Origin of the sequence: Sphingobacterium rhinopitheci, from assembly GCF_022627575.1 — a bacterium.
GTDB classification, from domain to species: Bacteria; Bacteroidota; Bacteroidia; order Sphingobacteriales; family Sphingobacteriaceae; genus Sphingobacterium; species Sphingobacterium rhinopitheci.
Window position 1 is genome coordinate 1 of sequence record NZ_JADEYQ010000023.1, and the last position, 23,711, is coordinate 23,711.

The following is a 23,711-nucleotide window of genomic DNA, read 5'->3' on the forward strand; positions in this document are numbered from 1 at the left end:
TTCCGAACAGAGAAGTTAAGCCCGCCCGAGCCGATGGTATTGCCGTAACAGGTGGGAGAGTAGGTCGGTGCCTTTTTTTAAACAGAAGCCTTAGAGAAATCTAAGGCTTTTTGCGTTTATAGACTTTATATTATACTGTTTATGAACAGTGAGTCTTAATAATTTTAAGCTCTTTACTAACTGAAATAGTTATCTTTGTATTCAAATGGGAACAGCGTTAGACAATGGTATTAAGCCATATAACCATTATGGGGCTTATCTAAAGGATAAGTATAATGGTCAGAAAGTATTTAAAGTTATTGTAGATGGTAATTTTACTTGTCCTAATAGGGATGGCAGTAAAGGGTATGGAGGCTGTACATATTGTAATGTAGATTCTTTTACTCCTGATACTGCTCGCAAGATTCCATCTATTCGTGAACAAGTTGAAAATGGTATTGCGCGTGCGCGTACAAATTATGGTGCTGAAAAATTCATTATTTATTTTCAACCTAATACAAATACTTATGCGCCTACACATTTGTTGAAAATGATGTATGATGAAGCCTTGAGTATTGACCCTGACAATGTACTTGGCTTGTCTGTTGGAACTAGACCTGATTGTTTGGATTTTGAAAAAATTGCCCTGTTGGAATCTTATACAGATAGGTATGATGTCGATTTGGAGATGGGTATGGAATCCATTTATGATGATACATTGAACCGTATAAATAGGGGATGTTCGCATGATGAATTTTTGTCGACGATGAAGATGTTGCAAAATACACCTCTCGAGCTATGTGTTCATACGATCTTTGGGTTTCCATGGGAAACGGAAGAGATGATGTTGAGGTATGCTGATGAAATCAATAAACAGGCTAATATAAAATATGTTAAGTTACATCATCTACATATTGTCGAAGGATCCATTATGGGTGCTAAGTTTAAAAAAGAACCCTTTAAGCTTTTTTCTATTGAAGAATATACAGATTTCTTAGCAAAATTTATTCCTTTATTACGTCCTGATATTATTATTCAGCGTGTTTTTGGTATTGCAGATCAAGACTTATTGATAGCACCAAATTGGGGTTTAAAGAAATCAGCTATTCAAACTTATATAGACAAAGGATTAGAAGCTAGAGGTGTAAAACAAGGAACCTTATACTCTTTTTAGTGGTATAACTTTTCCTCCATTTTAATTACCTTTGTAAATCTTATAAATTCTTGTACAGATATTTACTTTAAGGAACTCGTTTTTCTTGACATAGTATTTATCCTGCGCAATGGATTAATGAATATAGTTGCCGTGACGGTAACGCGCGAGAAAAATAAATTTAAAAGTATGGCAAACATTGTTGCAATTGTAGGTCGCCCGAATGTTGGGAAGTCGACCTTGTTTAATCGCTTGACTGAAAGTAGAAAAGCGATAGTAGATGATTTTAGTGGTGTTACACGTGATCGTCATTATGAATCCGCTGAGTGGATTGGTAAAAAATTTACTGTAATTGATACAGGTGGTTTTGTACACGGCTCAGATGATATATTTGAAGAAGCTATTCGTGATCAAGTACATATAGCTATAGAAGAAGCATCAGCTATTATTTTTATGGTGGATGTAACTGTGGGTACTACAGATTTGGATGATGAAATTGCGGATTTATTGCGTAGAACATCAAAACCTGTATTTGTGGTAGCGAATAAAGTGGATCATGCTAAGTTGCATCATGCATCATCTGAATTCTATGCCTTCGGACTTGGCGAGATATATAATATCTCTTCAGCGACAGGATCTGGTACAGGTGAGCTATTAGATGCTATAGTAGCTAATTTTCCAGAGGAAGAGGAAGAAGAAGAAGAATCTTTACCAAAAATTACGATTGTAGGTCGTCCTAATGTTGGTAAATCGTCTTTAACGAATGCTTTATTAGGTGTAGATAGAAATATAGTAACAGATATTGCTGGTACAACGCGTGATACCATCAAAATTCATTATAATCAATTTGGTCATGAATTTTTGTTGGTAGATACTGCAGGTTTGCGTCGTAAGAGCAAGGTAAGTGAAGATATTGAATTTTATTCTGTAATGCGTACTATACGTGCTCTAGAGGATTCTGATGTTGTTATTTTGATGATTGATGCAAACGATGGTATTGAAGGTCAAGATATTAATATTTTCCATTTAGCGGAAAAAAATAAAAAGGGTATCGTAATCGTTGTTAATAAATGGGATACTATTGAAAAGGATCATAAAACGATGAAAGAGTTTGAAGCTCGTATCCGTGAAAAGATTGCTCCTTTTACTGATGTGCCTATTATATTTACTTCGGTAACGGAAAAACAACGTATTTTTAAAGTTGTAGAAACAGCGATGGAGGTATTTAAAAATAAAACCAAAAAGGTAGCTACTTCAAAATTGAACGACGTAATGTTGAGCATCATTGAAAGTTATCCTCCACCAAGTTCAAAAGGTAAATACATTAAAATTAAATATGCTACACAATTACCTGGAAGAGCACCTATGTTTGCTTTTTTCTGTAATTTGCCACAGTATATTAAGGATCCATATAAACGCTTTGTAGAGAATAAATTAAGAGATAATTTTGACTTTACGGGTGTTCCTATTCAAGTATATTTTAGACAAAAATAATTTTAGCACTTTAAACAATCTCATTTTATATGCAACACAATTTGGTCGTATACAATACACTGACGCGTAAAAAGGAAAAATTTGAACCTATACATCCTAATATGGTAGGCTTGTATGTTTGTGGTCCAACGGTTTATTCTGATGTGCATCTTGGCAATTGTAGGACATTTGTGTCTTTTGATTTGATCTTCCGCTACCTATTACATTTGGGGTATAAGGTTCGTTATGTTCGTAATATAACAGATGCAGGGCATTTGGAAGGTGACAATGATGAAGGAGATGATAAATTTGCTAAAAAAGCAAAATTAGAACAATTAGAACCTATGGAAATTGTACAGAAGTACACCATAGGTTTTCATGATGTTTTACGTCTTTTTAATACTATTCCTCCAAGTATTGAGCCTACAGCGACTGGTCATATTAGCGAACAAATAGAAATGATTAAGCAAATAATTGCTAATGGATATGCTTATGAAGTCAATGGTACTGTTTATTTTGACGTAGACAAATATGTTCAGAAATATAATTATACCATTCTGACTAATCGCAATCTTGAAGATATGCTTAACAACACGCGTGAGCTAGGTGGACAGGATGAGAAACGGGGTCGTTTGGATTTTGCCTTATGGATTAAAGCCAAACCCGAACATATCATGCGTTGGCCTTCTCCGTGGAGCGTAGGTTTCCCAGGTTGGCATATTGAATGTTCGGCGATGAGTCAAAAATATCTTGGTGATAGTTTTGATATTCATGGTGGTGGTATGGATTTGGCCGCTACGCATCATACCAATGAAATAGCACAATCTGAAGCTTGTAATCATGTGCAACCCGCAAAATATTGGATGCATACGAATATGCTTACGGTAAATGGTGCACGTATGTCAAAATCTTCTGGTAATGGTTTCCTTCCATTGCAATTATTTTCTGGGGATCATCCCTTGCTTACTAAAGGGTATTCACCGATGGCGGTGCGTTTCTTTATGTTGCAGGCGCATTACCGAAGTACATTGGATTTTTCTAATGATGCTTTAGATGCAGCAGAAAAAGGATATAAGCGTCTGATGACTGCTATCAGCTTGTTGGATAAAATATCGCCCTCTGCAAATAATAAAATTGATACTGATTTAGTCGCGCTAAAGCAACGTTGTTATGCAGCTATGGATGATGATTTTAATAGTCCTATTCTTATTGCTGAGCTATTTGAATTAGTGCGTTTGATCAATTCTATCTATGATGGTAAACAACAAGTAGATGAAAATACTTTAGCAGAAATTAAACTTTTGATGCAGCATTTTGTCTTTGACGTAATGGGATTGAAAAACGATCAATTAGAAGGTGAAACGGATAGTTTTGACAAATTAATGGATTTGGTTATCTCCATGCGTAATGAAGCGAAGCAGAATAAAGATTTTGCTACTTCAGACCGAATTCGTCAAGAACTTGCAGCAGTTGGTATACAACTTAAGGACAGTAAAGACGGTACGCTTTGGAATAAGATTTGATATTGTAGATAGAAATTAAATTAGATGAGGTCAAGTATTTTTACAACATCATGTATTGCGTTTGCTTTTGTTTCTTCTGTTGCAAAAGCGCAATTGCCTGAAAAAATTGGTGGTTTAATTAGTGTCGACAGAAATGCTGCTGCTCTCGCTAAACAAGAATCTCCTCATAGTGCCTTATCTTCTATTATTGATAAGGAATCTGTTTTTTATGTTCCTTCAGCGGTAAATGCCTATAATTACCTGAATAATAGACCTAACATCGCTGATGTTATGTCTTGGGAGCCAAATTTTGCACTTCTTTCAAAGAGTCAAGATTTTGGTATTACTTCTGGGAAAATTCAATTTCAAAAAGTAGGGGCTGTTCAGCGTAATGGTCAATATATTATTATTTGGAAAAGAAATAAAAAGGGAGAATGGAAAGTAGATTTACGTGCTGAAGTTGAAAATTATGGTAAGCAGGATGCTAAAGAACTTATATATATTGAACCTGATGATTCTTGGTATTTAAAGCATCGTTCTAAAGTACGTTTACAGCAAAGAGAAGATATTATCATGTCTAATGATGAGTTGTTCTCTAAAGTGTTAAAAGCCGATAATCAAGCGGCATATAAAGAGTTCTTAGCTGATGATGTTCGTTTTTACTTCCCTTGGCAGGAAGAAATGGAAGGCAAGAATAACGTGCTCAATTTTTTGAAAAAAAATAGAATTGAAATCGTTACTGAACCCCTGAAGGTAGGACGTGCTTATAGCGGTGAATTGGCCTATTCTCTAGGTACTGCTACGGTATATGATAATGATAAGGCTATTAAGTTTAATTACATTCGTGTATGGGAGCTTAAAGACGATTTTCAGTGGCGTGTAGCATTAGAAATGCTTTTTGAAAGATAGTATTTCTATTAATATATACAAAAAAGGTCGAATCTATGATTCGACCTTTTTTGTATATATTATAATTTTGTTATTTCTGGGCTATTTGATTTTTGTCTTTCATCCATACTTTTAGCTCCTCACATGTACCAAACTCTGGATCAACATCGATATAGGTGGTTCCTCTTTTCTTTTCAAACCATTCACTTAAGGTACGGTTCGTTTTATCTTGTTTTGCAGCTTCTTTAATCTTAGCAAAATCTTGATTCATATTTGCCTTATGAGGCGCAATACGGGATTTTAAATAATAGATTCTGTATGATTTTTCACCTGTTCTTTTATCCGTGTAAAGGACCGGTTTTGAAACTTCTCCTACCTTTAGAGGATCAATAGCATTAAATACGGCTACATCGTCCAATTGATCTATAGGGATCAATGTAGAGCGATCTTCCATATTACTCACAACACCACCATTGTATTTAGTCTCTTTATCATCCGAATAGAATGACGCTGCCGAATTGAAGTTAAACTTTTTAGCAGCTATCTGATCAGAGATACTGTCTATCTTTGCTTTAGCTCTTTCTAATGATGCTGGAGTAGGTTTTTTTGTAATCAATACATGTCTAACGTTTACTTCTTCACCTCTTCTGTCTAATACTTGCAAAAAGTGAAAACCATATTGTGTTTCAAAAACAGGTGAAATTTCACCGTTCTTTAGACGAAATGCTTGAGCTGAAAACTCTTTTACCCAATTCTCTCTTGTATTATAACCCAATTCACCTCCATAAGGGGCAGAACCATCTTCCGAATAGAATCGTGCTATTGTACCAAAATCCGAACCATTCAAAACTTGCTGTCTATATTCTTCGGCCTTAGTACGAAATTGATCTTTCTCTTCTTTTGTTAATAATGGATTTATGACCAATTGTGAATATTCTATCTCTGTATTGAAATAAGGTAAGCTATCTTGGTCTAAACTTTTGAAATATTTATTAACCTCTTGCGGGGTAACATCCACTTTAGAAACCAATTGTTGCTGCATTTTATTACCGCGTAATTGTTCTGCTACAGCAGGACGCATCTCTTCTTTGTGTTGTAAAATAGAACGATTCAAAAATTCTTCCAATCTTTCTTTTCCACCGGCACGTTGTACCATGGAGCGAATTCTGAAATTTAGTTGATCATCGACTTCTGTTTCTGACACCTCTATAGAGTCTATTGCTGCTTGTTGTGACAATAGCTTTTGTACTAATAATTGGTTGAGAATGTAGCATTTTACTTTTTCATCACTTTTATTTCCCTGCGCCAAATATTGCGTATACTCCATTTCTAAATCCGATTGAAGTATGAAGGCAGAACCAACCGTGGCTATTACTTTATCCACTAAACGCTCTTGAGCTGTAACTGTAGATAGGAATAATGAAAGAATAAAAAATATTCCGAAGATTTTTTTCATTAAAATATGGTTCAAAATTTATTTGATACAAAAATATTAGAATAATTTGTAATTGTAGTATATTGATAACAATAAATATCTCAATATTCTGCGTGATTACGAATATGCTATATACTGCGAATATAGTATTTTCAACGGAGAGGTATTTAGTTTTAACGATTTTTAACTCATATATTTAGATAAAATAGTATACTTATGATAAAGAGCATTCTTCTTTCAATTTTAACGTTCTATTCTGTTGCCTTAATAGCACAAATGAAACCTATGTATGTCGGCACATATACTAATAATGGCAGTAAAGGTATTTATGTTTATGATTTCAATCAAGCTACAGGAGTTGCTAGACTTAAGAATACTATAAGTATGAGTAATCCTTCTTTTATCGCCCGAGACGAAAATTTTCTTTACGCGGTGAATGAAGATGTAGAAGGTACAATAACAGCTGTAGATCTCGGTAATGGTGCTATTTTGAATAGTTTACCAACCAATGGTGCGCACCCTTGTCACGTTAGTTTATCGCCAACTATTCCTGTAGCTGTTGTCTCTAATTATTCCAGCGGTTCATTGGTATTATATTCTATTAATAAGGATGGTAGTTTAAATAAACAAGAAGATTTTATCGCTTTTAAAAACTCAGGCCTCAATAAAAGTCGTCAAGCAAGTTCACATATACACTCTGCTTTCTTTAGTAAAGATGGTCAGTTTTTGTTTGTTAGTGATCTTGGTGGAGATATCATTTATAAAATGAATATAACTAAAAATAACGATGGCTATAAGCTTAATATCGTGGATGAAATCAATGTTAAAGCTGGGGGAGGGCCTAGGCATGTTGTTTTTAATGACAAGGGTACTTTACTTTATGCAGTACTTGAATTGACCGGTGAAATCGAAGTGTTAGCATTTAATAAGGGTAAATGGAATAGTAAACAAATAGTGCCTATGTATACAGCTGGTTTTAATGGTGAGCATGGCGGTGGAGATATAAAGATGACTGCTGATGCTAAATTTATTTACGCTACAAATCGCGGTCAAGCCAATGAAATTGCTGTGTATGCCGTGAAAAAAGACGGTTTATTAAAGCCTTTGCAAATCATTTCTGTTGAAGGAAATTCACCACGTAATGTACAATTGTCTCCTGATGAGAAGTGGGTCATTGTTTCTAATCAGCTTACTAATGGATTGACTTATTTCAAGAGAGATACTAAAACAGGGCAGTTGACGAGTGTCAATCGTAGGGAATCTATTCCGAGTTCTGTTTGTACTATTTTTTAAGCATAATAAAAATGCCCCAAATAAGTGTCTAACTTTTTTGGGGCATGTCTAAAATTCGTAGAGGTTTTTTATTATTCAGGTATTGAATAATGATTTAGATAGCGTACTATACTATTGGCTCTTCTATTTACATAATTTGATGGTCTTCGCGCGTCCCATTTTCTAGGATTTGGTAAGATAGCTATAATCAATGCGGCTTCTTTTTTTGTTAAATTAGTAGCTGATTTGTTAAAGTAATAGCGGGAAGCAGCTTCAGCACCATATACGCCTTGCCCCATTTCTATGACATTAAGGTATGTTTCTAATATTCTTTTTTTGCTCCAAAATATTTCTATTAAGAAGGTAAAATATGTTTCTAGACCCTTTCGTACCCACGATCTCCCAGGCCATAGAAAAATATTCTTTGCTACTTGTTGGCTTATCGTACTTCCTCCTCTTAATTTTTTACCTTCTTGATTTTTTTCAAATGCTTCTAATATGGCTTTTGTATCAAATCCATTATGGGTCATAAAATGAGCATCTTCGCCTGCTATAGCGGCTTTTTTGAGGTTATTGGATATAGCATTATAATCAAGCCATTCCTTTTCGATTTTAAATCCCTTGCCTTCTTTTTTCCATTCAAAACCACGCTGAATCATTAAATATGTAATTGGTGGATTGATAAATTTTAAGGCTAGCACCCATAGTATAGTAATTGCAAAAAATCCTACAACGAGACGTATAGCCCATTTTTTCACCAAATTGATCCAATTACGCTTAACAGACTTTTTTCTTGTTTTTTGATTATAAGTACGCTTAATAGCCATATTTACCGTTGGAATTATTTTACAAACCTAATTAAAAATCACTAATTCTAAGTAAAATACTATTGCTGTTGTCTCTGTAATAATTGTCTTATATCATCTGAGGCAGGTAATTCGAATACCTCCAAATCAAAATACTTGATAGCCGCAAATAGATGGTCAAACATATTAGAAACAGTATCTTCATATTCCTCCCATACGGTACTATTCGTAAACATATAAAGTTCTAACGGTAGGCCATTCTCTGTTGGCGGCATTTGCCTTACCATCAACGTAAATTCTTTATGTATATTTTTATTTTGTTGTGCATATTTTGTTACGTAGGCACGGAATAGTCCAATATTAGTCATCCGTCGACCATTTACTAAGTTAGATTGATCCACAGCGTGTGTTTTATTATATGTATTTATCTCTTCCTGTCTTTCGTCAATAAATGATTTCAGCAAGTGAATAGATCTTAAATTCTGTATTTCATCTTCCTTTAGATAGCGGATGGTAGATATCTTTATATTGATAGCTCTTTTTATTCTTCGTCCACCTGATTCTTGCATTCCTCTATAATTTTTAAAAGAATCTGTCAATAAGGTATGAGTAGGGATGGTAACTACGGTTTTATCAAAATTCTGTATTTTAACATTGTTCAATGTGATTTGAAGTACTGTTCCATCTGCTCCATATTTTTGCATTTCTATCCAATCCCCAACACGTACCGAGTCATTAGCCGATACTTGTATACTGGCTACAAATCCTAAAATAGTATCTTTAAATACTAACATTAATATGGCCGATGCCGCTCCAAGGGATACTAAAAATGAAATTGGTGATTTACCCGTCAAAATGGAGAATATAAATGTACCTGCTACGAACATCAAGAATATTTGTGCCACTTGAAGGTAGCTATCCAAGGGTTTGTCGACAAAAGATTTTTGTAAGCGCAATATATCTTTCAATGTCTTTAGTATAGCATTTACTACTTGCAATACGGTCAATATCAATATTACATCTACCCCTTTGGAGATTGCATTGAGCCAATTGGGGTATCCCGCAAATACGATAGGTAGTAAAATATCTGCAATAATAATAGGTGCCAGATGGGCTAATTTTTCTAATACTTTATTATTAACCAAAAAATCATCGACCTGGGTTTTAGTTTTTAGAATAAATTTTGTTGAGATGGCCAATAGGAATCGGCGTGTCAGCCAATCTATTGCTAATAATGCAATAACAGTGATGCTAAGTAAAACCAACGAATTTATAATATGGCTAGTTTGTTCTGTTAGTTTTAATTTTTCGATAATATGATACGTAGTATCATAGATTTGATTATTCTTTGCTGAGTCTATTAGTGAAAGATCAATTACTTCATTTTCCATATGCTGCAAATATAATAAATAGTTAACTTTTGTACAGTGACTATACCTTATGCATCGTATACTGTTGATTTAGTATAGAGCTACTATTATCTTTTTCCCTAAGTTTCAGTTAATACAAGGATTTCCACAGATTCTTATCAGTCTACAATTGATTTTAGAGGTGAGGTGTCTATTTGATTTGAGTTATCAACACTTTGTTAACAAATTTGTGTTTTGTTGTGGATAATAGTTTTCGGTATGCTGTTTTTTTGAGGGTCTTTAGGGAAAAATTGCAGTATGTGGAGTTAGTTTAAATTTTATTTAAATGCTTCTTATGTCTTGTTTAATAGGTTCTTATGATGCTATTCTGAAATATGCTATTAATCTTAGTATTTAACCTAAGCTCGAATTACTTACGTTATTTAACAACTGTGTACCTTATGTGGATAAGTGTTTATTTTTATACTAAAATTACTCATTATTGAACTTTAAGCATTCTTTTGAACGTATCCACACAAATTCTAAATTTATGTTCTTAACAATGGCTTTTATAAAATATAATTTTTCCTAGATCTTTATTTACAAAGAGTTAAGTTTTATTATAGTTGATTTTAGTATTTTTTTTATAAAGGTTACTAACCTTACTCCACACTGTTTTCCACAAATTGTGGAAAACAGTGTGGAGTAATTGCGTTAATATGTATTTTTTGATATGATTTTGTCGTCTGTGTATCGTGTTTTGTTTAAAAAGTACCTTTGTATATGTTAATTTAACGGCGTATAGACTGTGATGTGGATAACTAGAAGCATAGTATGTTATAATTGTTGATAATTAAACTCTACTATAGGAATTATATACCTGTTATGGAAAGTTTGTGGATAAGCTCTTCTAACAATATATTTTTACGTTCAATGCAGCATTGTAGTCGGTATTATGAGTTTATAATGCGCTGAAATATTATTATATTAGCTTAGTTATAGATAATATTATTCAAGATGAAGAGTACTAAAAGTCAGGATGAAAAGATAGCTAATATGACTTTCGCTTCAGTTTATCCACATTATGTGGAAAAAGTTGTTAAAAAAGGTCGTACTGTCGCAGAGCTTCATGAAGTAATATGTTGGTTGACGGGCTACGATGTTGATACATTACAGCAATGTGTAGATAATAAGATTTCCTTTTCAGTATTTTTTGATGAAGCGACTTTAAATCCTAATTCTTCACTTATTAAAGGTGTAATATGTGGATATCGTGTTGAAGAAATTAACAATCCTCTGACGCAGCAAGTTCGTTACTTAGATAAGTTGGTAGATGAGCTCGCTAAAGGTAAAGAATTGACCAAAATATTGAGACAGGTGGATAAATAGATGAAATCGTAACGATAGTTTTCCACATACGCTAGTTTGCATAAAAACTGTTTCAGCTTTATTTTTAGTCTGTTAATTACAATAAATAGCGTACTATAATATTAACTGTACGTGTACTGATCAATTCTTTGTAAATATTAAGAATTACCCGAATTATACCCTTGCCTAATATCTACAATTATCCTATTTTTACACTTCAACTAAAATTCAAATTCCATTGACAAAGGCAAAGAAAGAAACTCCTCTAATGCAGCAATATAATAGCATTAAAGCTAAATATCCAGGTGCATTATTGTTATTTCGTGTAGGTGATTTTTATGAGACTTTTGGTGAAGATGCTATTAAAGCGGCTCGTATTTTGGGCATCGTGCAAACCAAGCGTGGTAGTGGTACGGAGTCTGAAACTGCTTTAGCAGGTTTTCCACATCATTCTTTAGAAACCTATTTGCCAAAATTGGTCAGAGCGGGATGCCGTGTGGCCATATGTGATCAGTTGGAAGATCCAAAACAAACAAAAACTATTGTTAAGCGTGGTGTTACTGAGCTAGTGACCCCCGGAGTATCGTATAGCGATAGTATTGTTCAACAAAAATCTAATAATTACTTAGCGTCGATATTCTTTGACAAAACTACTGTAGGCGTTTCTTTTTTAGATATCTCCACAGGTGAATTTTTAGTCGCTCAGGGTACTGTTTCTTATATAGACAAATTACTTCAGGGGTTTAAACCTACCGAAGTAATTATGGCTAGAAAGCAATCAAAGGAGTTTCTAGAACAATTTGGTCCTTCCTATTACACCTATTTCTTGGATGAATGGCCTTATGCTGGAGATTATGCTCATGAAACGCTACTAAAGCATTTCGAAGTTAATTCCTTCAAGGGTTTTGGTATAGATCGTATGCCTGTAGCTGTGATTGCTGCTGGTGTGGCATTGCATTATCTCAATGAAACGGAGCATCGAAATTTACAGCATATCTCTAATATATCGCGTATTGAAGAAGACCGTTACATGTGGTTGGATAGATTTACTATTCGTAATTTAGAACTTATTGGTTCGGCCAATGAAAATGCCACTACGCTCTCGGATGTATTAGATGAAACGGCCTCACCAATGGGTGCTCGTTTATTAAAGCGTTGGATTATAATGCCTCTGAAAGAGAAAAAGGCTATCCATGAACGCTTGAATGTGGTTGAATATTTTTATAAAAATAAAGAGATACGTGAAGATTTAATCCGAGAAATAAAACAAGTAGGTGATCTGGAACGTTTGATCAGTAAGATTGGCTTGCAAAAGGCTAATCCTAGAGAAATAAATCAATTAAAAAGATCTTTATTTGCAATAGAAAAGCTTAAGACCCTTACGGATGTTGCTGCCTCGGAGTCTTTACAAGTGATATCTGAACAATTGAATCCTTGTGTATTAATCCGTGACAAGATAGATTTTACCATACAAGCAGAAGCTCCTGTAGCCTTGAACAAAGGTAATGTTATAGCCGATGGTGTAGATGAAGAGATGGATAAGTTGCGTAAGGTTGCTTTTGGAGGTAAAGATTACTTATTAGAAATCCAACGTAGAGAATCTGAAGCAACAGGTATCCCTTCTTTAAAAATAGCCTTTAATAATGTATTTGGTTATTATCTGGAGGTAACCAATACCCATAAAGATAAAGTCCCTACGGGATGGATACGTAAGCAGACACTCGTAAATGCAGAACGTTACATCACCGAAGAACTCAAAGAATATGAAGATCAAATATTAGGGGCTGAGGAAAAAATTCAAGCTATTGAAAATCGGATCTATGCTGATCTGATGGTTGCTATTGCTGAATATATCAAGCCTATTCAACTCAACGCTCAGTTAATTGCTAAATTAGATGTGTTGTTGAATTTTGCAACCATAGCAGAGAAAAATTATTATATTAAACCTGAGGTTTCTGATGCTAAGACATTGGATATCAAAGGTGGTCGTCACCCTGTTATCGAACGCAACCTGCCGATAGGGGAAGATTATATTACGAATGACACCTTTTTAGATCCTGAAACACAGCAGATAATTATTATCACGGGTCCCAATATGGCGGGTAAGTCTGCTTTGTTGAGGCAGACAGGTTTGATTGTATTGATGGCGCAGATTGGTTCTTTTGTACCTGCCAAAGAAGCTTATATCGGTTTGGTAGATAAAATATTTACGCGTGTTGGTGCTTCGGATAATTTGTCTTCAGGGGAGTCTACATTTATGGTGGAGATGAATGAAACAGCAAGTATCATGAACAACTTGTCTGATCGTTCTTTGATACTATTGGATGAAATCGGACGCGGTACTAGTACCTACGATGGTATATCCATTGCTTGGGCAATTGCGGAATTTTTGCACAATCACCCTACAGCACGTGCCAAGACATTGTTTGCCACACATTATCATGAGTTGAATGAATTGAATAATTCAATGCCACGTATCAAAAATTTTAATGTCACCGTAAAAGAGGTGAATAATAAAGTTATTTTCTTACGTAAGTTGATGCCTGGAGGTTCAGAGCATAGTTTTGGTATTCATGTCGCAAAATTGGCAGGTATGCCACCAAAATTAATAGGACGTGCTTCGGAAATATTAAAACGCTTGGAGCAAGAACGCACTGGCGGGGAAAAGATCAAGGACAGTATGCGCAAAATTCAAAAGCAAGCACATCAACTACAGATGTTTGCTATTGATGATCCTGTCTTGGAAAAAATCCGTGATATGCTAAATCACCTCGATGTTAATACCTTGACACCTGTGGAGGCATTGATGAAATTGGATGAGATACAGCGTGTATTGAAGAGTTAACGACTATATCTTTTTATCGTAGCTATAATTAGCTTACTAATAGGCGTTTATTTCATTATAGAAATTAGCTATATAATCCGCAAAAAGGTACATCATGGCAGTTTCATTTCTTGTCAGTGTATATTGATGCGAGTTCAGTAATGCTTTTGCTTTTACTTGTATTAGTGAGTCTATTGCTGAATTCAAAGGTAAGAATTGATACTTCTCAGGGTTGTTTGTATAAATTTTTTCATAGTCTTTGTGAGCTGCATCATCGTATCTTGTTATTAATATTGATTCGTATTGCTGGTCCAAATAATTATTAATACTATTATCAGTGTTTTCTTTTTGAATTATTTGAATAAGGATTTCCAAGCGAAGAGCTAGTTCACTGTTGGGACAGGAGCTTTGCATGGTATTACATACTTTTTGTATTTTTTCAAAATCATTCTTCTTTAATAGGTCTGGCAACACCTGAATTGAAGCCTTAGTGATGGTTTCACATGGTGTTTGGCAATGTACACTTTGGTAGATTGATAAGAGAATGATAAGGGCAAATAATCGAATAAAACTCATGTTTTTTTTACTAAAAATACATATTATTTCAGGAAAGAAAAAGTCTACCTTTGTTGCGTATGGGCTCAGTTTTTAGATTTAAGCAATTCGAAGTAGATCAGCGCGATTGCGCAATGAAGATAAATACAGATGGTGTACTATTGGGGGCTATCTCCATAGGGGAACAGCCAAAGTATATATTGGATGTAGGAACCGGTACTGGTGTGATTGCATTGATGCTGGCACAGCGATTTGAAGAAGCATGTGTTGATGCTGTAGAAATCGATGAAGCAGCATATTTGAGAGCGAAGGAAAATTTTGGTAATTCAAAATTCTCTGTTCGCATACATTCGTATTATAGTTCTTTTGAAGATCTTGAGCCGGCCAAATTATATGACTTAATCATTAGTAATCCTCCCTTTTATACGAACTCCCTTCATAATCCCGATGTAAAAAAATCCTTAGCAAGGCATACAGATCACGATTTCTTTCGTAAATTATTGTCATTTAGTTATGATAAATTATCGCCTATAGGCGCTTTGCAATTGATATTACCCACAGAATTGGCTATTGAAGTGACAGAAATGGGAACAGAAATGGGCTTCTTTTTAAAGCATAAAGTTGAGGTGCGTTCCTTTGAAAATACGGAATCTATTCGTCAGGTTATTAATTTGTGTAAAACCAAATATATGGATGTTAGCAGTGAAGAGCTAATTATATATAAGGCCAAAGGAGAGTATACTGATCATTATAAAAAACTATTGTCTCCATTCTTTTTAGCTTACTAATATGAAAAAAATAGGTTTAATTTCGGATACCCATAGTTACCTGGACGATGCTGTTTTCAAACATTTTGAACATTGTGACGAGATATGGCATGCGGGTGATTTTGGAAATATGGACGTAATACAAAAGCTGGTCGATTTTAAACCCTTTAGGGGAGTTTACGGTAATATTGACGATAAAGAGATTCAGCTGCGTTGCCCCGAGCATCTGCGTTTTGATTGTGAAGGGGTAGATGTATGGATGACACATATCGGAGGATATCCTGGGCGCTACTCTTCATTAGTGAAAACAGAAATTACTACAAATCCACCTAAACTTTTTATATGTGGGCATTCTCATATTCTCAAAGTACAGTACGATCCCAAGTTAAGTTTGTTACATTTGAATCCTGGTGCTGCAGGAAGACAAGGCTGGCATAAAGTGCGTACATTGATGCGATTTGATTTAAATGAGGGTAAAATTGAGAATTTAGAAATAATTGAACTCGCAGATAGGTAGTTTTAATAATAATATAATTTTTACTGTTTTTATAGTGTTTAATTTTCATACTTTTGATTTATATCAAATAATATTATGATTTCAATAAAAACACTAGGTCAGTTTATCATTGAAAAACAAGCGGATTTTCCGTATGCTAAGGGGGAGTTGTCACGTCTTTTACGTGATATTGGTATTGCAGCCAAAATAGTGAATAGGGAGGTCAATAAGGCAGGTCTTGTTGATATTCTTGGGTCCATCGGGGATAGTACCAATGTTTTTGGTGAAAATCAAAAAAAACTCGATGTTTTTGCAGACGAGCAGTTTATTGCGGCACTCAAGGATGGTGGTGAATGCTGTTTTGTGGCCTCTGAGGAACAAGAAGAGGGAATTTTATTGACAGATACTGGCGTTTCTAAAGATGCCAAATATATTGTTTGTATCGATCCTTTGGATGGTAGTTCTAATATTGATGTCAATGTATCTGTAGGTACTATATTTTCAATATATCGCCGTATTTCGCCTTTAGGGGAGTCGCTTACGGAGCAAGATCTATTGCAAAATGGATTGAAGCAGGTGGCGGCAGGTTATATTATTTATGGATCGTCTACTATGCTGGTCTATACCACAGGTAAAGGCGTTAATGGTTTCACTTTAGACCCTTCTATAGGTGAATTTTGCCTCTCGAATCCCAATATGAAAATCCCATCTTCAGGAAAAATCTATTCTATTAATGAAGGTAATTACAGTAAATTTCCTAATGGGATAAAGCAATATATCAAATATTGTCAAGAGGAGGATGTTGCTTCTAATCGACCGTATACATCACGATATATTGGATCTATGGTAGCGGATATTCATCGTAATCTGCTGATGGGGGGTATTTTTATTTATCCACAAACGGCAGGTCAACCCTATGGGAAATTGAGATTGATGTATGAATGTAATCCTATAGCTTTTATTATTGAGCAAGCTGGTGGTAAGGCTTCTACGGGCACAGAGCGTATTCTAGAGATAGAACCTCAAGAATTGCATCAGCGTGTCCCTGCTATAGTAGGAAGTTCGGAAATGGTAGATAAGGTGCTCGAATTTATTGCACAATCATAAGCTATCACGGACTTCAACCAAAAATGATTTTAGACGCTCTAGAGAATCAACGACACGTTGGTTCTCTTTTGCTTCAGATTTATTGCTACGTAGATATTCTCTAGCTCCTTGGAGCGTGTAACCTTTGTCTTTCACTAAGTTGAAGATGATCTTTAGGTTGGCTATATCTTCCTGCGTAAATAGACGATTGCCTTTTTTGTTCTTTTTGGGTTGAAGTATTTCAAATTCTTTTTCATAAAAACGAATTTGTGAAGCGTTAACGTCAAACATTTCTGTAACTTCACCCATGGTGTAGTATAATTTGTTTATTTCGCGTTCTTTATAAGGCATACTTCAATTGTTAATTTGTTCTCAAAACAAATATACAATCTAGGATTGGATTTTAAAAGTTAGGAACAATTGTTGTTTTCGATATAATTGTATTGATATGAAGGGAATTATTATAATAAGTAAATTTTGGACTGGATTATTTTCTTTTAAAAAAGCGAATGGAGTTACTATATTCCCATTTATATTTTTTTCTGAGGAATCCCTTGTCGCGGACAAAGTATTGATAAATCACGAAAGAATACATATTCAACAAGCTCTTGAAATGATGATATTGCCTTTCTATAGTTTGTATCTTATAGAATTCTTAATCCGTTATATACATTGCCGCAGCTTTAATAAAGCTTATCGGTCTATTTCTTTCGAAAAAGAAGCCTATTTAAATCAATATAACCTCCATTATCTATCCATTAGAAAGCGATGGGCATTTATAAAATATTTTTAAAAATCCCAATTGTCGGTTCTAAATGGAGAAATAGGTAATCCTTTTTCGTTAAATAAATTGGGCATTGCCGTTTCCGAAAAACCAAATCTTACTGCGACGGGATTTTTTATTTCTTTGTTATAGACGATTAGTTTTTGGCCTTTTACTATTCCCTGTGCTTTATGGAATACTTGATCTGCACTAGCGATATAGATATCTGTTAGTTCTTTTCCTTTTATGGCCAAATTGCCGTCTATATGATGAAATTCAATTTCAATTTTATCTTTATTCACCACATGATTTTTATATATAGGCGATATAATATCTTTTTCTTCATAGCCATATATATCTTTTAACGCTATATTGGCTAGTCGATGGGCAACTTCTTTTTTCTGAATAGGGTGTATATCCTTGATATTGTCTACTAGATCTGTAATCACTACCATTCCTGATTTTGGTAATTCTAATGCGGTCTTGCTTTGTTGCTCACGGAGTAATGCTGCTAATGGAGCCTTGTTGTTGTATGCAAATGGGGCTATTTGAACAAAGTAAAATGGTATATCATCAGCCCAAGCTTGGCGCCAACTATTTACCATGGTTTTTATTAATTTGTCGTATCCCTTCCATGTTCCTACATTACTTTCTCCTTGGTACCAAAATATACCTTTGATATTAAATTTTTGGAGCGGAGCGAGCATAGCATTCCATAAAACGGCTGTTTCGTGAGGACGATATTTGTCTGGACTTACTTTTTTTGAATTATCTAGCAATTCGCTGTCTTTTTGTATTTCCTCTTTTGCTGTCCATACCTCGGCTGCTGTTCCTCCCCAAGAGGAATTAATAATGCCTATAGGAACATTGGTTTCTTTATTGAGTTTTTGCGCTATAAAATAACCTATTGCAGAGAATGGTTTTAAAGATGTAGCATTTAAGCTCTGCCATTTGTTTAGAATATTTTCTTGTGGGGTAGCAGAGCCAATTCTATTTACTTGAAGCAATCGTATATGGGGATTGTTTGCCTGCGGTAATTCGGCTATTATTTCAGGAAGATTTTGATTTCCGCCCCATTCCATATTAGATTGTCCCGAGCATAGGTATATATCTCCAAGTAAAATATCTTTTAATATGATTGTCTGTCCTATAGATTGGATAGTAAGTGTATATGGTCCTCCCGCTTGAGCTGTTGGAATCTGGGTAGACCATCTACCATTATGATCTGTTATCGTGCTAATAGTGTCTTTAGTATTCCAATTGCCAACAATATTTACCTTGCTACCAGCGGAGGACCAACCCCATATATTAGCTCTTGAATCTCGCTGTAATACCATATGATCTGAAAAAACATGTGGCATATGCAATTGTGCTAATGTATAGCTGCTGCCAAATGTGATGAAAATAATGGTGCTAATAATGTTAACGAATAGTTTCATAGTAGTTTATGGGGCTTATGGTAGGGGAAGGTAATAAGTTTTTGAAAATTTAGTGTCCTGCACTGTCCTGCATAAAAAAAGAGCTAACTATGATTAGTAGTTAGCTCTTTCTTATAAAACCTTATTATACTATTTTATTAGTTTTAAGAAAGTAGAAACTTTCTCTTTTAATTTTCTTCTGTCGACAATAAAATCTAAGAAACCATGCTCAAGAACGAATTCTGATGTTTGGAAACCTTTAGGAAGATCTTTCTTGATTGTTTCTTTAATAACACGTGGACCCGCAAAACCAATCAATGCACCGGGTTCAGCAATATTGATATCGCCTAGCATCGCATATGAAGCTGTTACACCACCTGTAGTAGGGTCAGTCAACAAACAGATGTAAGGAAGTTTAGCTTGGCTTAAAAGCGCTAATTTAGCGGATGTTTTTGCCATTTGCATTAATGAAAATGCCGCCTCCATCATACGTGCACCACCTGATTTTGAGATTAACATAAACGGAAGTTTATGCGCAATACAATAATCAATAGAGCGTGCTATTTTCTCTCCAACAACAGATCCCATTGATCCACCGATAAAATTGAAGTCCATACAAGCGATTACAATATCTTGACCATTGATTTTACCATGACCTGAACGAATTGCATCTTTCAAACCTGTTTTTGCTTGGCTTTCTACGAGACGTTCGTGGTAGGGTTTGCTATCAATAAAACTTAATGGATCTCCAGCCGTTAAATTAGCGAATAGCTCCGTAAATTCATTATTGTCAAATAAAATTGAAAAATATGCAGCAGAACCAATTCTTAGGTGGTATCCACAATATTGACAAACGTAGTCGTTTTCAACTTGTTCTAAATTTAAAAGGGGCTTTTTGCAACTAGGACATTTATTCCACATTCCATCAGGTGCCTCTTTTTTATTTTCTGTAGCAGTATTTATGCCTGCTTTATTTCTTTTAAACCAACTCATACATTCGTATTATTCGAACTACAAATAAACGAAAGATAAGTAACAACTTAAAATTAAATAGTTAAAATACTTTGACCTTTACCGATAAAAAATATAAAAAAAGGGGATTGGAGCGTAGAAATGTATATATACAAAAAATGGGCAAGCTCCCTTTATCGCACCGCTCAACCAATTACCCTTGCTATGTTCCCATCCTGGGGGATTCAAAGGGAGCTGGTCGTAAAGGACTTACCCGTCACAAAAGTAGAAAAAAAAACGTTCTAACGAAAGAATATTTTACTATTCTTGTTAGAACGTTGATAATCAATTTGAAAAATTACATTTTTGAGTTTTCGTATTCCCCTGTTAATGCATAATAGCCAAATAATCCGAGCCCAATAGATACAATTGGCGTCAAAATAAAGACAATTATAATCCCAAAAACTAAATCTTCTTGAAGACCTGTCTGTAATTTGGGGATGCCAAATTGTACAACACTAAAGTAAGCAGCTAATAAAGCTAGGAATATCCAAACTATGCCTAATATTTTTTTTATCGTTCCCATTAAATTTCGTTTTTAGTGATTATTGACTTGTTAATATAGAATGCACCAATGAAAAAACATACTGCCGAAATAACTATTGGGTACCAAAGTCCCTCTAAATAGAATTTAGGATCGCCTGCTGCTTCTGCATTGATCGCCAAATATGTAGATATCGCAGGTAACAATCCACCAAAGACGCCATTGCCGATATGATAGGGTAATGACATGGAGGTGTATCTAATTTTTACAGGGAATATTTCTACTAAGAATGCTGCGATAGGTCCATATACGAGTGTGATATATATAATCTGTATAAATATAAGAAGGACCAACATAAAATAGTTCATTCCTGATAAGTAAACACTTAATTTTTGGTCTACTATAGGATTGCCATGTAGATCTTTTTTGGGTATTACTTCTGTATTAGAGCTTACTATTTCTTTCGCAATAGTGCCGTCGGTAAAGGTTCTTTCGATGGTAGTTTTTTTAATATTACCATTATCCGTAGGAATGAGTTCATCTCTGATTATTTTTGCTGCTACAATTTCTGTTTTTTGCTCTAGGTCTGTAAGTGTGTACATAGCATCATAGATCGGTCTATAGGTAAGTAAGGCAAGCATCATACCAACTAGCATAATCCATTTTCTTCCTAATTTGTCTGATAGGGCACCAAATACAACAAAGAATGGTGTCCCGCATAGGAGCGCAATTCCTAAAATCATATCCGCTTGATCGGTATGGAGGTGCATAATCATTTTCATGAAGCTCATTGAGTAAAATTGGCCTGTATACCAGACGACTCCTTGCCCCATGGCTGCACCAAATAAGGCTAAAAGAACAAATTTTAGATTGTATTTATTACCAAAGCTATCCTTTAAAGGACTTTTAGATGTTTTACCTTCTTCTTTAGCCTTTTTGAACTCTGGTGACTCATCCATGTTTTTACGGATCAGGTATGATACATAAACCATGAATAAAGACAATAAAAAGGGTAATCTCCAACCCCAACTATCGAATTGCTCTTCTGTCAATAAAGTCCGTATAATAAGTATGACTACTAGTGAAACAAATAATCCAAATGTTGCAGTCGTTTGAATCCAAGAGGTCCAATAACCACGCTGTCCTTTAGGGCTGTGCTCTGCCACATACGTCGCCGCACCACCATATTCACCCCCAAGTGCCAAGCCCTGTAAAAGTCGCAATATAAGAACTAGAAACGGTGCAGCATAGCCTATGGTATCGAAGCTAGGGATACAACCGATTAGAAAGGTAGCTCCACCCATTAGCATTAAAGTGACCATAAATGTGTACTTACGACCTATCAGGTCTCCTAATCTACCGAAAAATAAAGCCCCAAATGGTCGTACCACAAAACCTGCAGCAAATGTCGCTAAAGTAGATAGAAAGGCTGCGGTTGGATTTTCTGAAGGAAAGAATTTGGTAGAGATTACAATGGAAAGACTTCCGAATATAAAAAAGTCGTACCATTCTATTAAGGTACCTAAGGAGGAGGCTCCGATGACTTTCCAAATTCCTTTGGTGTCTTGTGTTTTTGTTTGCATAGTTTTTGTTGGTTTATATAAGTCGATATATTTTACCCGGAAGGGAGAGTAAAATACCTTTCATTTCCATTTCAAGGAGTGTGACTGCTAATTTACTTTGCGGCCAATCACAGAATAGCACTATATCATCTATTGATGCATGTTCTTTTTCCTTGATATAAAGATATATTTTTGTCTCGTCTTTGCTTAATTCACTCTGCAAAAGATTCAATTGTGTAGTATTTTTAACTGATTTTGTAGTATCCCAGTTCATTAAATAACATAGATCATCCGCATGACGTATCAGATGAGCTCTATTAGTTTTTATTAGATAATTGCAGCCGGCAGAGTATTCTTGATCAATTGCGCCAGGAAAAGCGCAGACATCTCTATTATAGCTGTTCGCAATCTCTGCCGTGATTAATGCTCCTCCTTTTTGTGCCGCTTCAATCACCACTGTAACGTCTGCAAGGCCAGCAATGATGCGATTGCGCATGGGGAAGTGTGCGCGCTCTGGATTTGTACCCGAGGGGAATTCGGTCAATAAGCCCCCATTTTCTAACATCCTCAGCGCAATTTCGCGATGTGCTGAAGGATATATCTGATCGAGGCCATGTCCTAATACTGCAACTGTTGAAATAGAATTTTTTAACGCTTGCTTATGTGCGTGGATATCAATACCGTAAGCTAAACCCGATACAATATGTATATTGCTTTCCTTTAATTGAAAGATAAAGTCTTCACATATTTTCTTTCCATAATTTGTCGCATTACGCGTTCCTACAATACTTACCGTACGTTGTTGATTTAAGGGTACGCTTCCTTTGTAGTATAATAAAATTGGTGCGTCTTCGCATTTCTTCAATTTTTTGGGATATGCATCATCCTCAATCCATATAGCGCTGATATGATGCTTTTCTATAAAAGCTAATTCCTTTTCTGCTTCTTGGAGATATGATTTTGAATGTATGATATTGACGATTGTATTGCCAATACCAGGGATGCTCAATAATTGTTTTTTTGAACTAGAGAATATTGATTCTACAGATCCGCAATAGGCTAATAGCGTGCGACTTATTTTAGGACCAATGCCTTTAATCTTCGTTAAAGCAATTTTTTCTAATTCGTTCATAAATGGTTTCTTAAATATAATGAAGTTTGCTTTTATTCCAAATTTTTAGTTAAAATCCATCTGGTGTATTACCTTTGTATAAAAAGTGTATGACTATGGAAATGCAAGAACCTTTTGATGTGGAATTTGGAGATATTGTTTATTCAGTATTCCCTGATGAAAAAGATACCTATACTATTTTTAAAGATGGTAAAGAATATTTACAGATTATAAAGGATACAGAGACCAGTTGGTTGAAGCTGCATCCAGAAACTGGTTTACCTTTGTTTGGAATGGATGAGGAAGTTAATTTTTTAGGTGCTGAAATTCAAAAAGTTATAGGTTAGTTTTTTTGTTTTTAGTCAACGTTTAGTCAACATTTTTGATTATACAAAAAAAGGGGATAGTA

General features: G+C 34.9%; 22 protein-coding genes and 1 other RNA gene. 12 read left to right on the forward strand and 11 right to left on the reverse strand.

Features of this window, described 5'->3' with window-relative positions; translation table 11 throughout:
- Positions 1-205: 205 nt before the first annotated feature.
- From IP023_RS14095 to IP023_RS14110, 4 genes are all read left to right on the forward strand, one after another.
- Positions 206-1,153 (forward strand): TIGR01212 family radical SAM protein, encoded by a 948-nt coding sequence (locus tag IP023_RS14095; protein WP_241791038.1) that lies wholly within the window; start codon positions 206-208, stop codon positions 1,151-1,153.
- Positions 1,154-1,321: 168 nt separating this feature from the next.
- Positions 1,322-2,626, forward strand: coding sequence for a ribosome biogenesis GTPase Der (gene der, locus IP023_RS14100; RefSeq protein WP_241791039.1), 1,305 nt, complete (start codon positions 1,322-1,324; stop codon positions 2,624-2,626).
- A gap of 29 nt (positions 2,627-2,655) precedes the next feature.
- On the forward strand, positions 2,656-4,128 hold the full coding sequence (gene cysS, locus IP023_RS14105) for a cysteine--tRNA ligase (RefSeq protein WP_241791040.1): 1,473 nt from the start codon (positions 2,656-2,658) through the stop codon (positions 4,126-4,128).
- A 24-nt stretch (positions 4,129-4,152) separates the two neighbouring features.
- Positions 4,153-5,016: a nuclear transport factor 2 family protein gene (locus tag IP023_RS14110; protein WP_241791041.1), complete on the forward strand. Its 864-nt coding sequence runs from the start codon at positions 4,153-4,155 to the stop codon at positions 5,014-5,016.
- Between the two features lie 70 nt (positions 5,017-5,086).
- On the opposite strand, the gene IP023_RS14115 is transcribed toward IP023_RS14110, so the two are convergent.
- A complete protein-coding gene (locus tag IP023_RS14115; RefSeq protein ID WP_241791042.1) occupies positions 5,087-6,451 on the reverse strand; it encodes a peptidylprolyl isomerase in 1,365 nt (454 codons plus the stop codon).
- 195 nt (positions 6,452-6,646) lie between these two features.
- On the opposite strand from IP023_RS14115, the gene IP023_RS14120 reads away from it, so the two are divergent.
- A complete protein-coding gene (locus IP023_RS14120; RefSeq protein WP_241791043.1) occupies positions 6,647-7,723 on the forward strand; it encodes a lactonase family protein in 1,077 nt (358 codons plus the stop codon).
- Positions 7,724-7,794: 71 nt separating this feature from the next.
- Here IP023_RS14120 and mtgA read toward each other — a convergent pair whose 3' ends face one another.
- Together mtgA and IP023_RS14130 are read right to left on the reverse strand one after the other, a co-directional pair.
- Positions 7,795-8,529 (reverse strand): monofunctional biosynthetic peptidoglycan transglycosylase, encoded by a 735-nt coding sequence (gene mtgA, locus IP023_RS14125; RefSeq protein ID WP_241791044.1) that lies wholly within the window; start codon positions 8,527-8,529, stop codon positions 7,795-7,797.
- Positions 8,530-8,588: 59 nt separating this feature from the next.
- Positions 8,589-9,899, reverse strand: a complete 1,311-nt coding sequence (locus tag IP023_RS14130) for a mechanosensitive ion channel family protein (protein ID WP_241791045.1) — start codon at positions 9,897-9,899, stop codon at positions 8,589-8,591.
- A gap of 975 nt (positions 9,900-10,874) precedes the next feature.
- Between IP023_RS14130 and IP023_RS14135 the strand changes: the two genes are divergently transcribed.
- Together IP023_RS14135 and mutS are read left to right on the forward strand one after the other, a co-directional pair.
- Positions 10,875-11,246 (forward strand): DUF2200 domain-containing protein, encoded by a 372-nt coding sequence (locus tag IP023_RS14135; RefSeq protein WP_241791046.1) that lies wholly within the window; start codon positions 10,875-10,877, stop codon positions 11,244-11,246.
- 247 nt (positions 11,247-11,493) lie between these two features.
- Positions 11,494-14,070: a DNA mismatch repair protein MutS gene (gene mutS / locus IP023_RS14140; protein WP_241791047.1), complete on the forward strand. Its 2,577-nt coding sequence runs from the start codon at positions 11,494-11,496 to the stop codon at positions 14,068-14,070.
- A 36-nt stretch (positions 14,071-14,106) separates the two neighbouring features.
- Here mutS and IP023_RS14145 read toward each other — a convergent pair whose 3' ends face one another.
- The gene (locus IP023_RS14145; protein WP_241791048.1) at positions 14,107-14,625 is read right to left on the reverse strand and encodes a hypothetical protein; all 519 of its coding nucleotides are present in this window, start codon (positions 14,623-14,625) and stop codon (positions 14,107-14,109) included.
- Between the two features lie 113 nt (positions 14,626-14,738).
- On the opposite strand from IP023_RS14145, the gene IP023_RS14150 reads away from it, so the two are divergent.
- The 3 genes from IP023_RS14150 (at position 14,739) to fbp (ending at position 16,974) form a co-directional block, all read left to right on the forward strand.
- Positions 14,739-15,392, forward strand: coding sequence for a tRNA1(Val) (adenine(37)-N6)-methyltransferase (locus tag IP023_RS14150; protein ID WP_241791049.1), 654 nt, complete (start codon positions 14,739-14,741; stop codon positions 15,390-15,392).
- 1 nt (position 15,393) lies between these two features.
- Complete coding sequence (locus IP023_RS14155; protein WP_241791050.1) at positions 15,394-15,888, forward strand: metallophosphoesterase family protein; 495 nt, start codon at positions 15,394-15,396, stop codon at positions 15,886-15,888.
- 75 nt (positions 15,889-15,963) lie between these two features.
- Positions 15,964-16,974: a class 1 fructose-bisphosphatase gene (gene fbp, locus IP023_RS14160; protein ID WP_241791051.1), complete on the forward strand. Its 1,011-nt coding sequence runs from the start codon at positions 15,964-15,966 to the stop codon at positions 16,972-16,974.
- Here fbp and IP023_RS14165 read toward each other — a convergent pair.
- Positions 16,969-17,304 carry a MerR family transcriptional regulator gene (locus tag IP023_RS14165; RefSeq protein ID WP_241791052.1) on the reverse strand — a complete coding sequence of 112 codons (336 nt, stop codon included), beginning with the start codon at positions 17,302-17,304 and terminating at the stop codon, positions 16,969-16,971. The two genes, fbp and IP023_RS14165, sit on opposite strands and share 6 nt — an antisense overlap.
- A gap of 97 nt (positions 17,305-17,401) precedes the next feature.
- Between IP023_RS14165 and IP023_RS14170 the strand changes: the two genes are divergently transcribed.
- Positions 17,402-17,746 (forward strand): hypothetical protein, encoded by a 345-nt coding sequence (locus IP023_RS14170; protein WP_241791053.1) that lies wholly within the window; start codon positions 17,402-17,404, stop codon positions 17,744-17,746.
- On the opposite strand, the gene IP023_RS14175 is transcribed toward IP023_RS14170, so the two are convergent.
- From IP023_RS14175 to dprA, 6 genes are all read right to left on the reverse strand, one after another.
- Complete coding sequence (locus IP023_RS14175; protein WP_241791054.1) at positions 17,743-19,155, reverse strand: sialate O-acetylesterase; 1,413 nt, start codon at positions 19,153-19,155, stop codon at positions 17,743-17,745. The genes IP023_RS14170 and IP023_RS14175 overlap by 4 nt on opposite strands.
- Before the next feature lie 129 nt (positions 19,156-19,284).
- Positions 19,285-20,127, reverse strand: coding sequence for an acetyl-CoA carboxylase, carboxyltransferase subunit beta (gene accD / locus IP023_RS14180; protein WP_241791055.1), 843 nt, complete (start codon positions 20,125-20,127; stop codon positions 19,285-19,287).
- A gap of 136 nt (positions 20,128-20,263) precedes the next feature.
- Positions 20,264-20,361: signal recognition particle sRNA small type (gene ffs, locus IP023_RS14185), an RNA gene on the reverse strand.
- A gap of 82 nt (positions 20,362-20,443) precedes the next feature.
- On the reverse strand, positions 20,444-20,671 hold the full coding sequence (locus tag IP023_RS14190) for a DUF6814 family protein (RefSeq protein ID WP_241791056.1): 228 nt from the start codon (positions 20,669-20,671) through the stop codon (positions 20,444-20,446).
- Positions 20,671-22,212, reverse strand: coding sequence for an MFS transporter (locus IP023_RS14195; protein WP_241791057.1), 1,542 nt, complete (start codon positions 22,210-22,212; stop codon positions 20,671-20,673). The genes IP023_RS14190 and IP023_RS14195 overlap by 1 nt, the downstream gene beginning before the upstream one ends.
- A 13-nt stretch (positions 22,213-22,225) precedes the next feature.
- Positions 22,226-23,323, reverse strand: a complete 1,098-nt coding sequence (gene dprA / locus IP023_RS14200) for a DNA-processing protein DprA (protein ID WP_241791058.1) — start codon at positions 23,321-23,323, stop codon at positions 22,226-22,228.
- A gap of 95 nt (positions 23,324-23,418) precedes the next feature.
- Between dprA and IP023_RS14205 the strand changes: the two genes are divergently transcribed.
- Positions 23,419-23,649 carry a hypothetical protein gene (locus IP023_RS14205; RefSeq protein ID WP_241791059.1) on the forward strand — a complete coding sequence of 77 codons (231 nt, stop codon included), beginning with the start codon at positions 23,419-23,421 and terminating at the stop codon, positions 23,647-23,649.
- The last annotated feature ends 62 nt before the right edge of the window (positions 23,650-23,711 follow it).

What these genes read in the sequence shown, in the direction of transcription:
- IP023_RS14095 (WP_241791038.1), top strand. Translation starts at nt 206, where the DNA reads ATGGGAACAGCGTTAGACAATGGTATTAAGCCATATAACCATTATGGG.
- der (WP_241791039.1), top strand. Translation starts at nt 1,322, where the DNA reads ATGGCAAACATTGTTGCAATTGTAGGTCGCCCGAATGTTGGGAAGTCG.
- cysS (WP_241791040.1), top strand. Translation starts at nt 2,656, where the DNA reads ATGCAACACAATTTGGTCGTATACAATACACTGACGCGTAAAAAGGAA.
- IP023_RS14110 (WP_241791041.1), top strand. Translation starts at nt 4,153, where the DNA reads ATGAGGTCAAGTATTTTTACAACATCATGTATTGCGTTTGCTTTTGTT.
- IP023_RS14115 (WP_241791042.1), bottom strand. Translation starts at nt 6,451, where the DNA reads ATGAAAAAAATCTTCGGAATATTTTTTATTCTTTCATTATTCCTATCT.
- IP023_RS14120 (WP_241791043.1), top strand. Translation starts at nt 6,647, where the DNA reads ATGATAAAGAGCATTCTTCTTTCAATTTTAACGTTCTATTCTGTTGCC.
- mtgA (WP_241791044.1), bottom strand. Translation starts at nt 8,529, where the DNA reads ATGGCTATTAAGCGTACTTATAATCAAAAAACAAGAAAAAAGTCTGTT.
- IP023_RS14130 (WP_241791045.1), bottom strand. Translation starts at nt 9,899, where the DNA reads ATGGAAAATGAAGTAATTGATCTTTCACTAATAGACTCAGCAAAGAAT.
- IP023_RS14135 (WP_241791046.1), top strand. Translation starts at nt 10,875, where the DNA reads ATGAAGAGTACTAAAAGTCAGGATGAAAAGATAGCTAATATGACTTTC.
- mutS (WP_241791047.1), top strand. Translation starts at nt 11,494, where the DNA reads ATGCAGCAATATAATAGCATTAAAGCTAAATATCCAGGTGCATTATTG.
- IP023_RS14145 (WP_241791048.1), bottom strand. Translation starts at nt 14,625, where the DNA reads ATGAGTTTTATTCGATTATTTGCCCTTATCATTCTCTTATCAATCTAC.
- IP023_RS14150 (WP_241791049.1), top strand. Translation starts at nt 14,739, where the DNA reads ATGAAGATAAATACAGATGGTGTACTATTGGGGGCTATCTCCATAGGG.
- IP023_RS14155 (WP_241791050.1), top strand. Translation starts at nt 15,394, where the DNA reads ATGAAAAAAATAGGTTTAATTTCGGATACCCATAGTTACCTGGACGAT.
- fbp (WP_241791051.1), top strand. Translation starts at nt 15,964, where the DNA reads ATGATTTCAATAAAAACACTAGGTCAGTTTATCATTGAAAAACAAGCG.
- IP023_RS14165 (WP_241791052.1), bottom strand. Translation starts at nt 17,304, where the DNA reads ATGCCTTATAAAGAACGCGAAATAAACAAATTATACTACACCATGGGT.
- IP023_RS14170 (WP_241791053.1), top strand. Translation starts at nt 17,402, where the DNA reads ATGAAGGGAATTATTATAATAAGTAAATTTTGGACTGGATTATTTTCT.
- IP023_RS14175 (WP_241791054.1), bottom strand. Translation starts at nt 19,155, where the DNA reads ATGAAACTATTCGTTAACATTATTAGCACCATTATTTTCATCACATTT.
- accD (WP_241791055.1), bottom strand. Translation starts at nt 20,127, where the DNA reads ATGAGTTGGTTTAAAAGAAATAAAGCAGGCATAAATACTGCTACAGAA.
- IP023_RS14190 (WP_241791056.1), bottom strand. Translation starts at nt 20,671, where the DNA reads ATGGGAACGATAAAAAAAATATTAGGCATAGTTTGGATATTCCTAGCT.
- IP023_RS14195 (WP_241791057.1), bottom strand. Translation starts at nt 22,212, where the DNA reads ATGCAAACAAAAACACAAGACACCAAAGGAATTTGGAAAGTCATCGGA.
- dprA (WP_241791058.1), bottom strand. Translation starts at nt 23,323, where the DNA reads ATGAACGAATTAGAAAAAATTGCTTTAACGAAGATTAAAGGCATTGGT.
- IP023_RS14205 (WP_241791059.1), top strand. Translation starts at nt 23,419, where the DNA reads ATGGAAATGCAAGAACCTTTTGATGTGGAATTTGGAGATATTGTTTAT.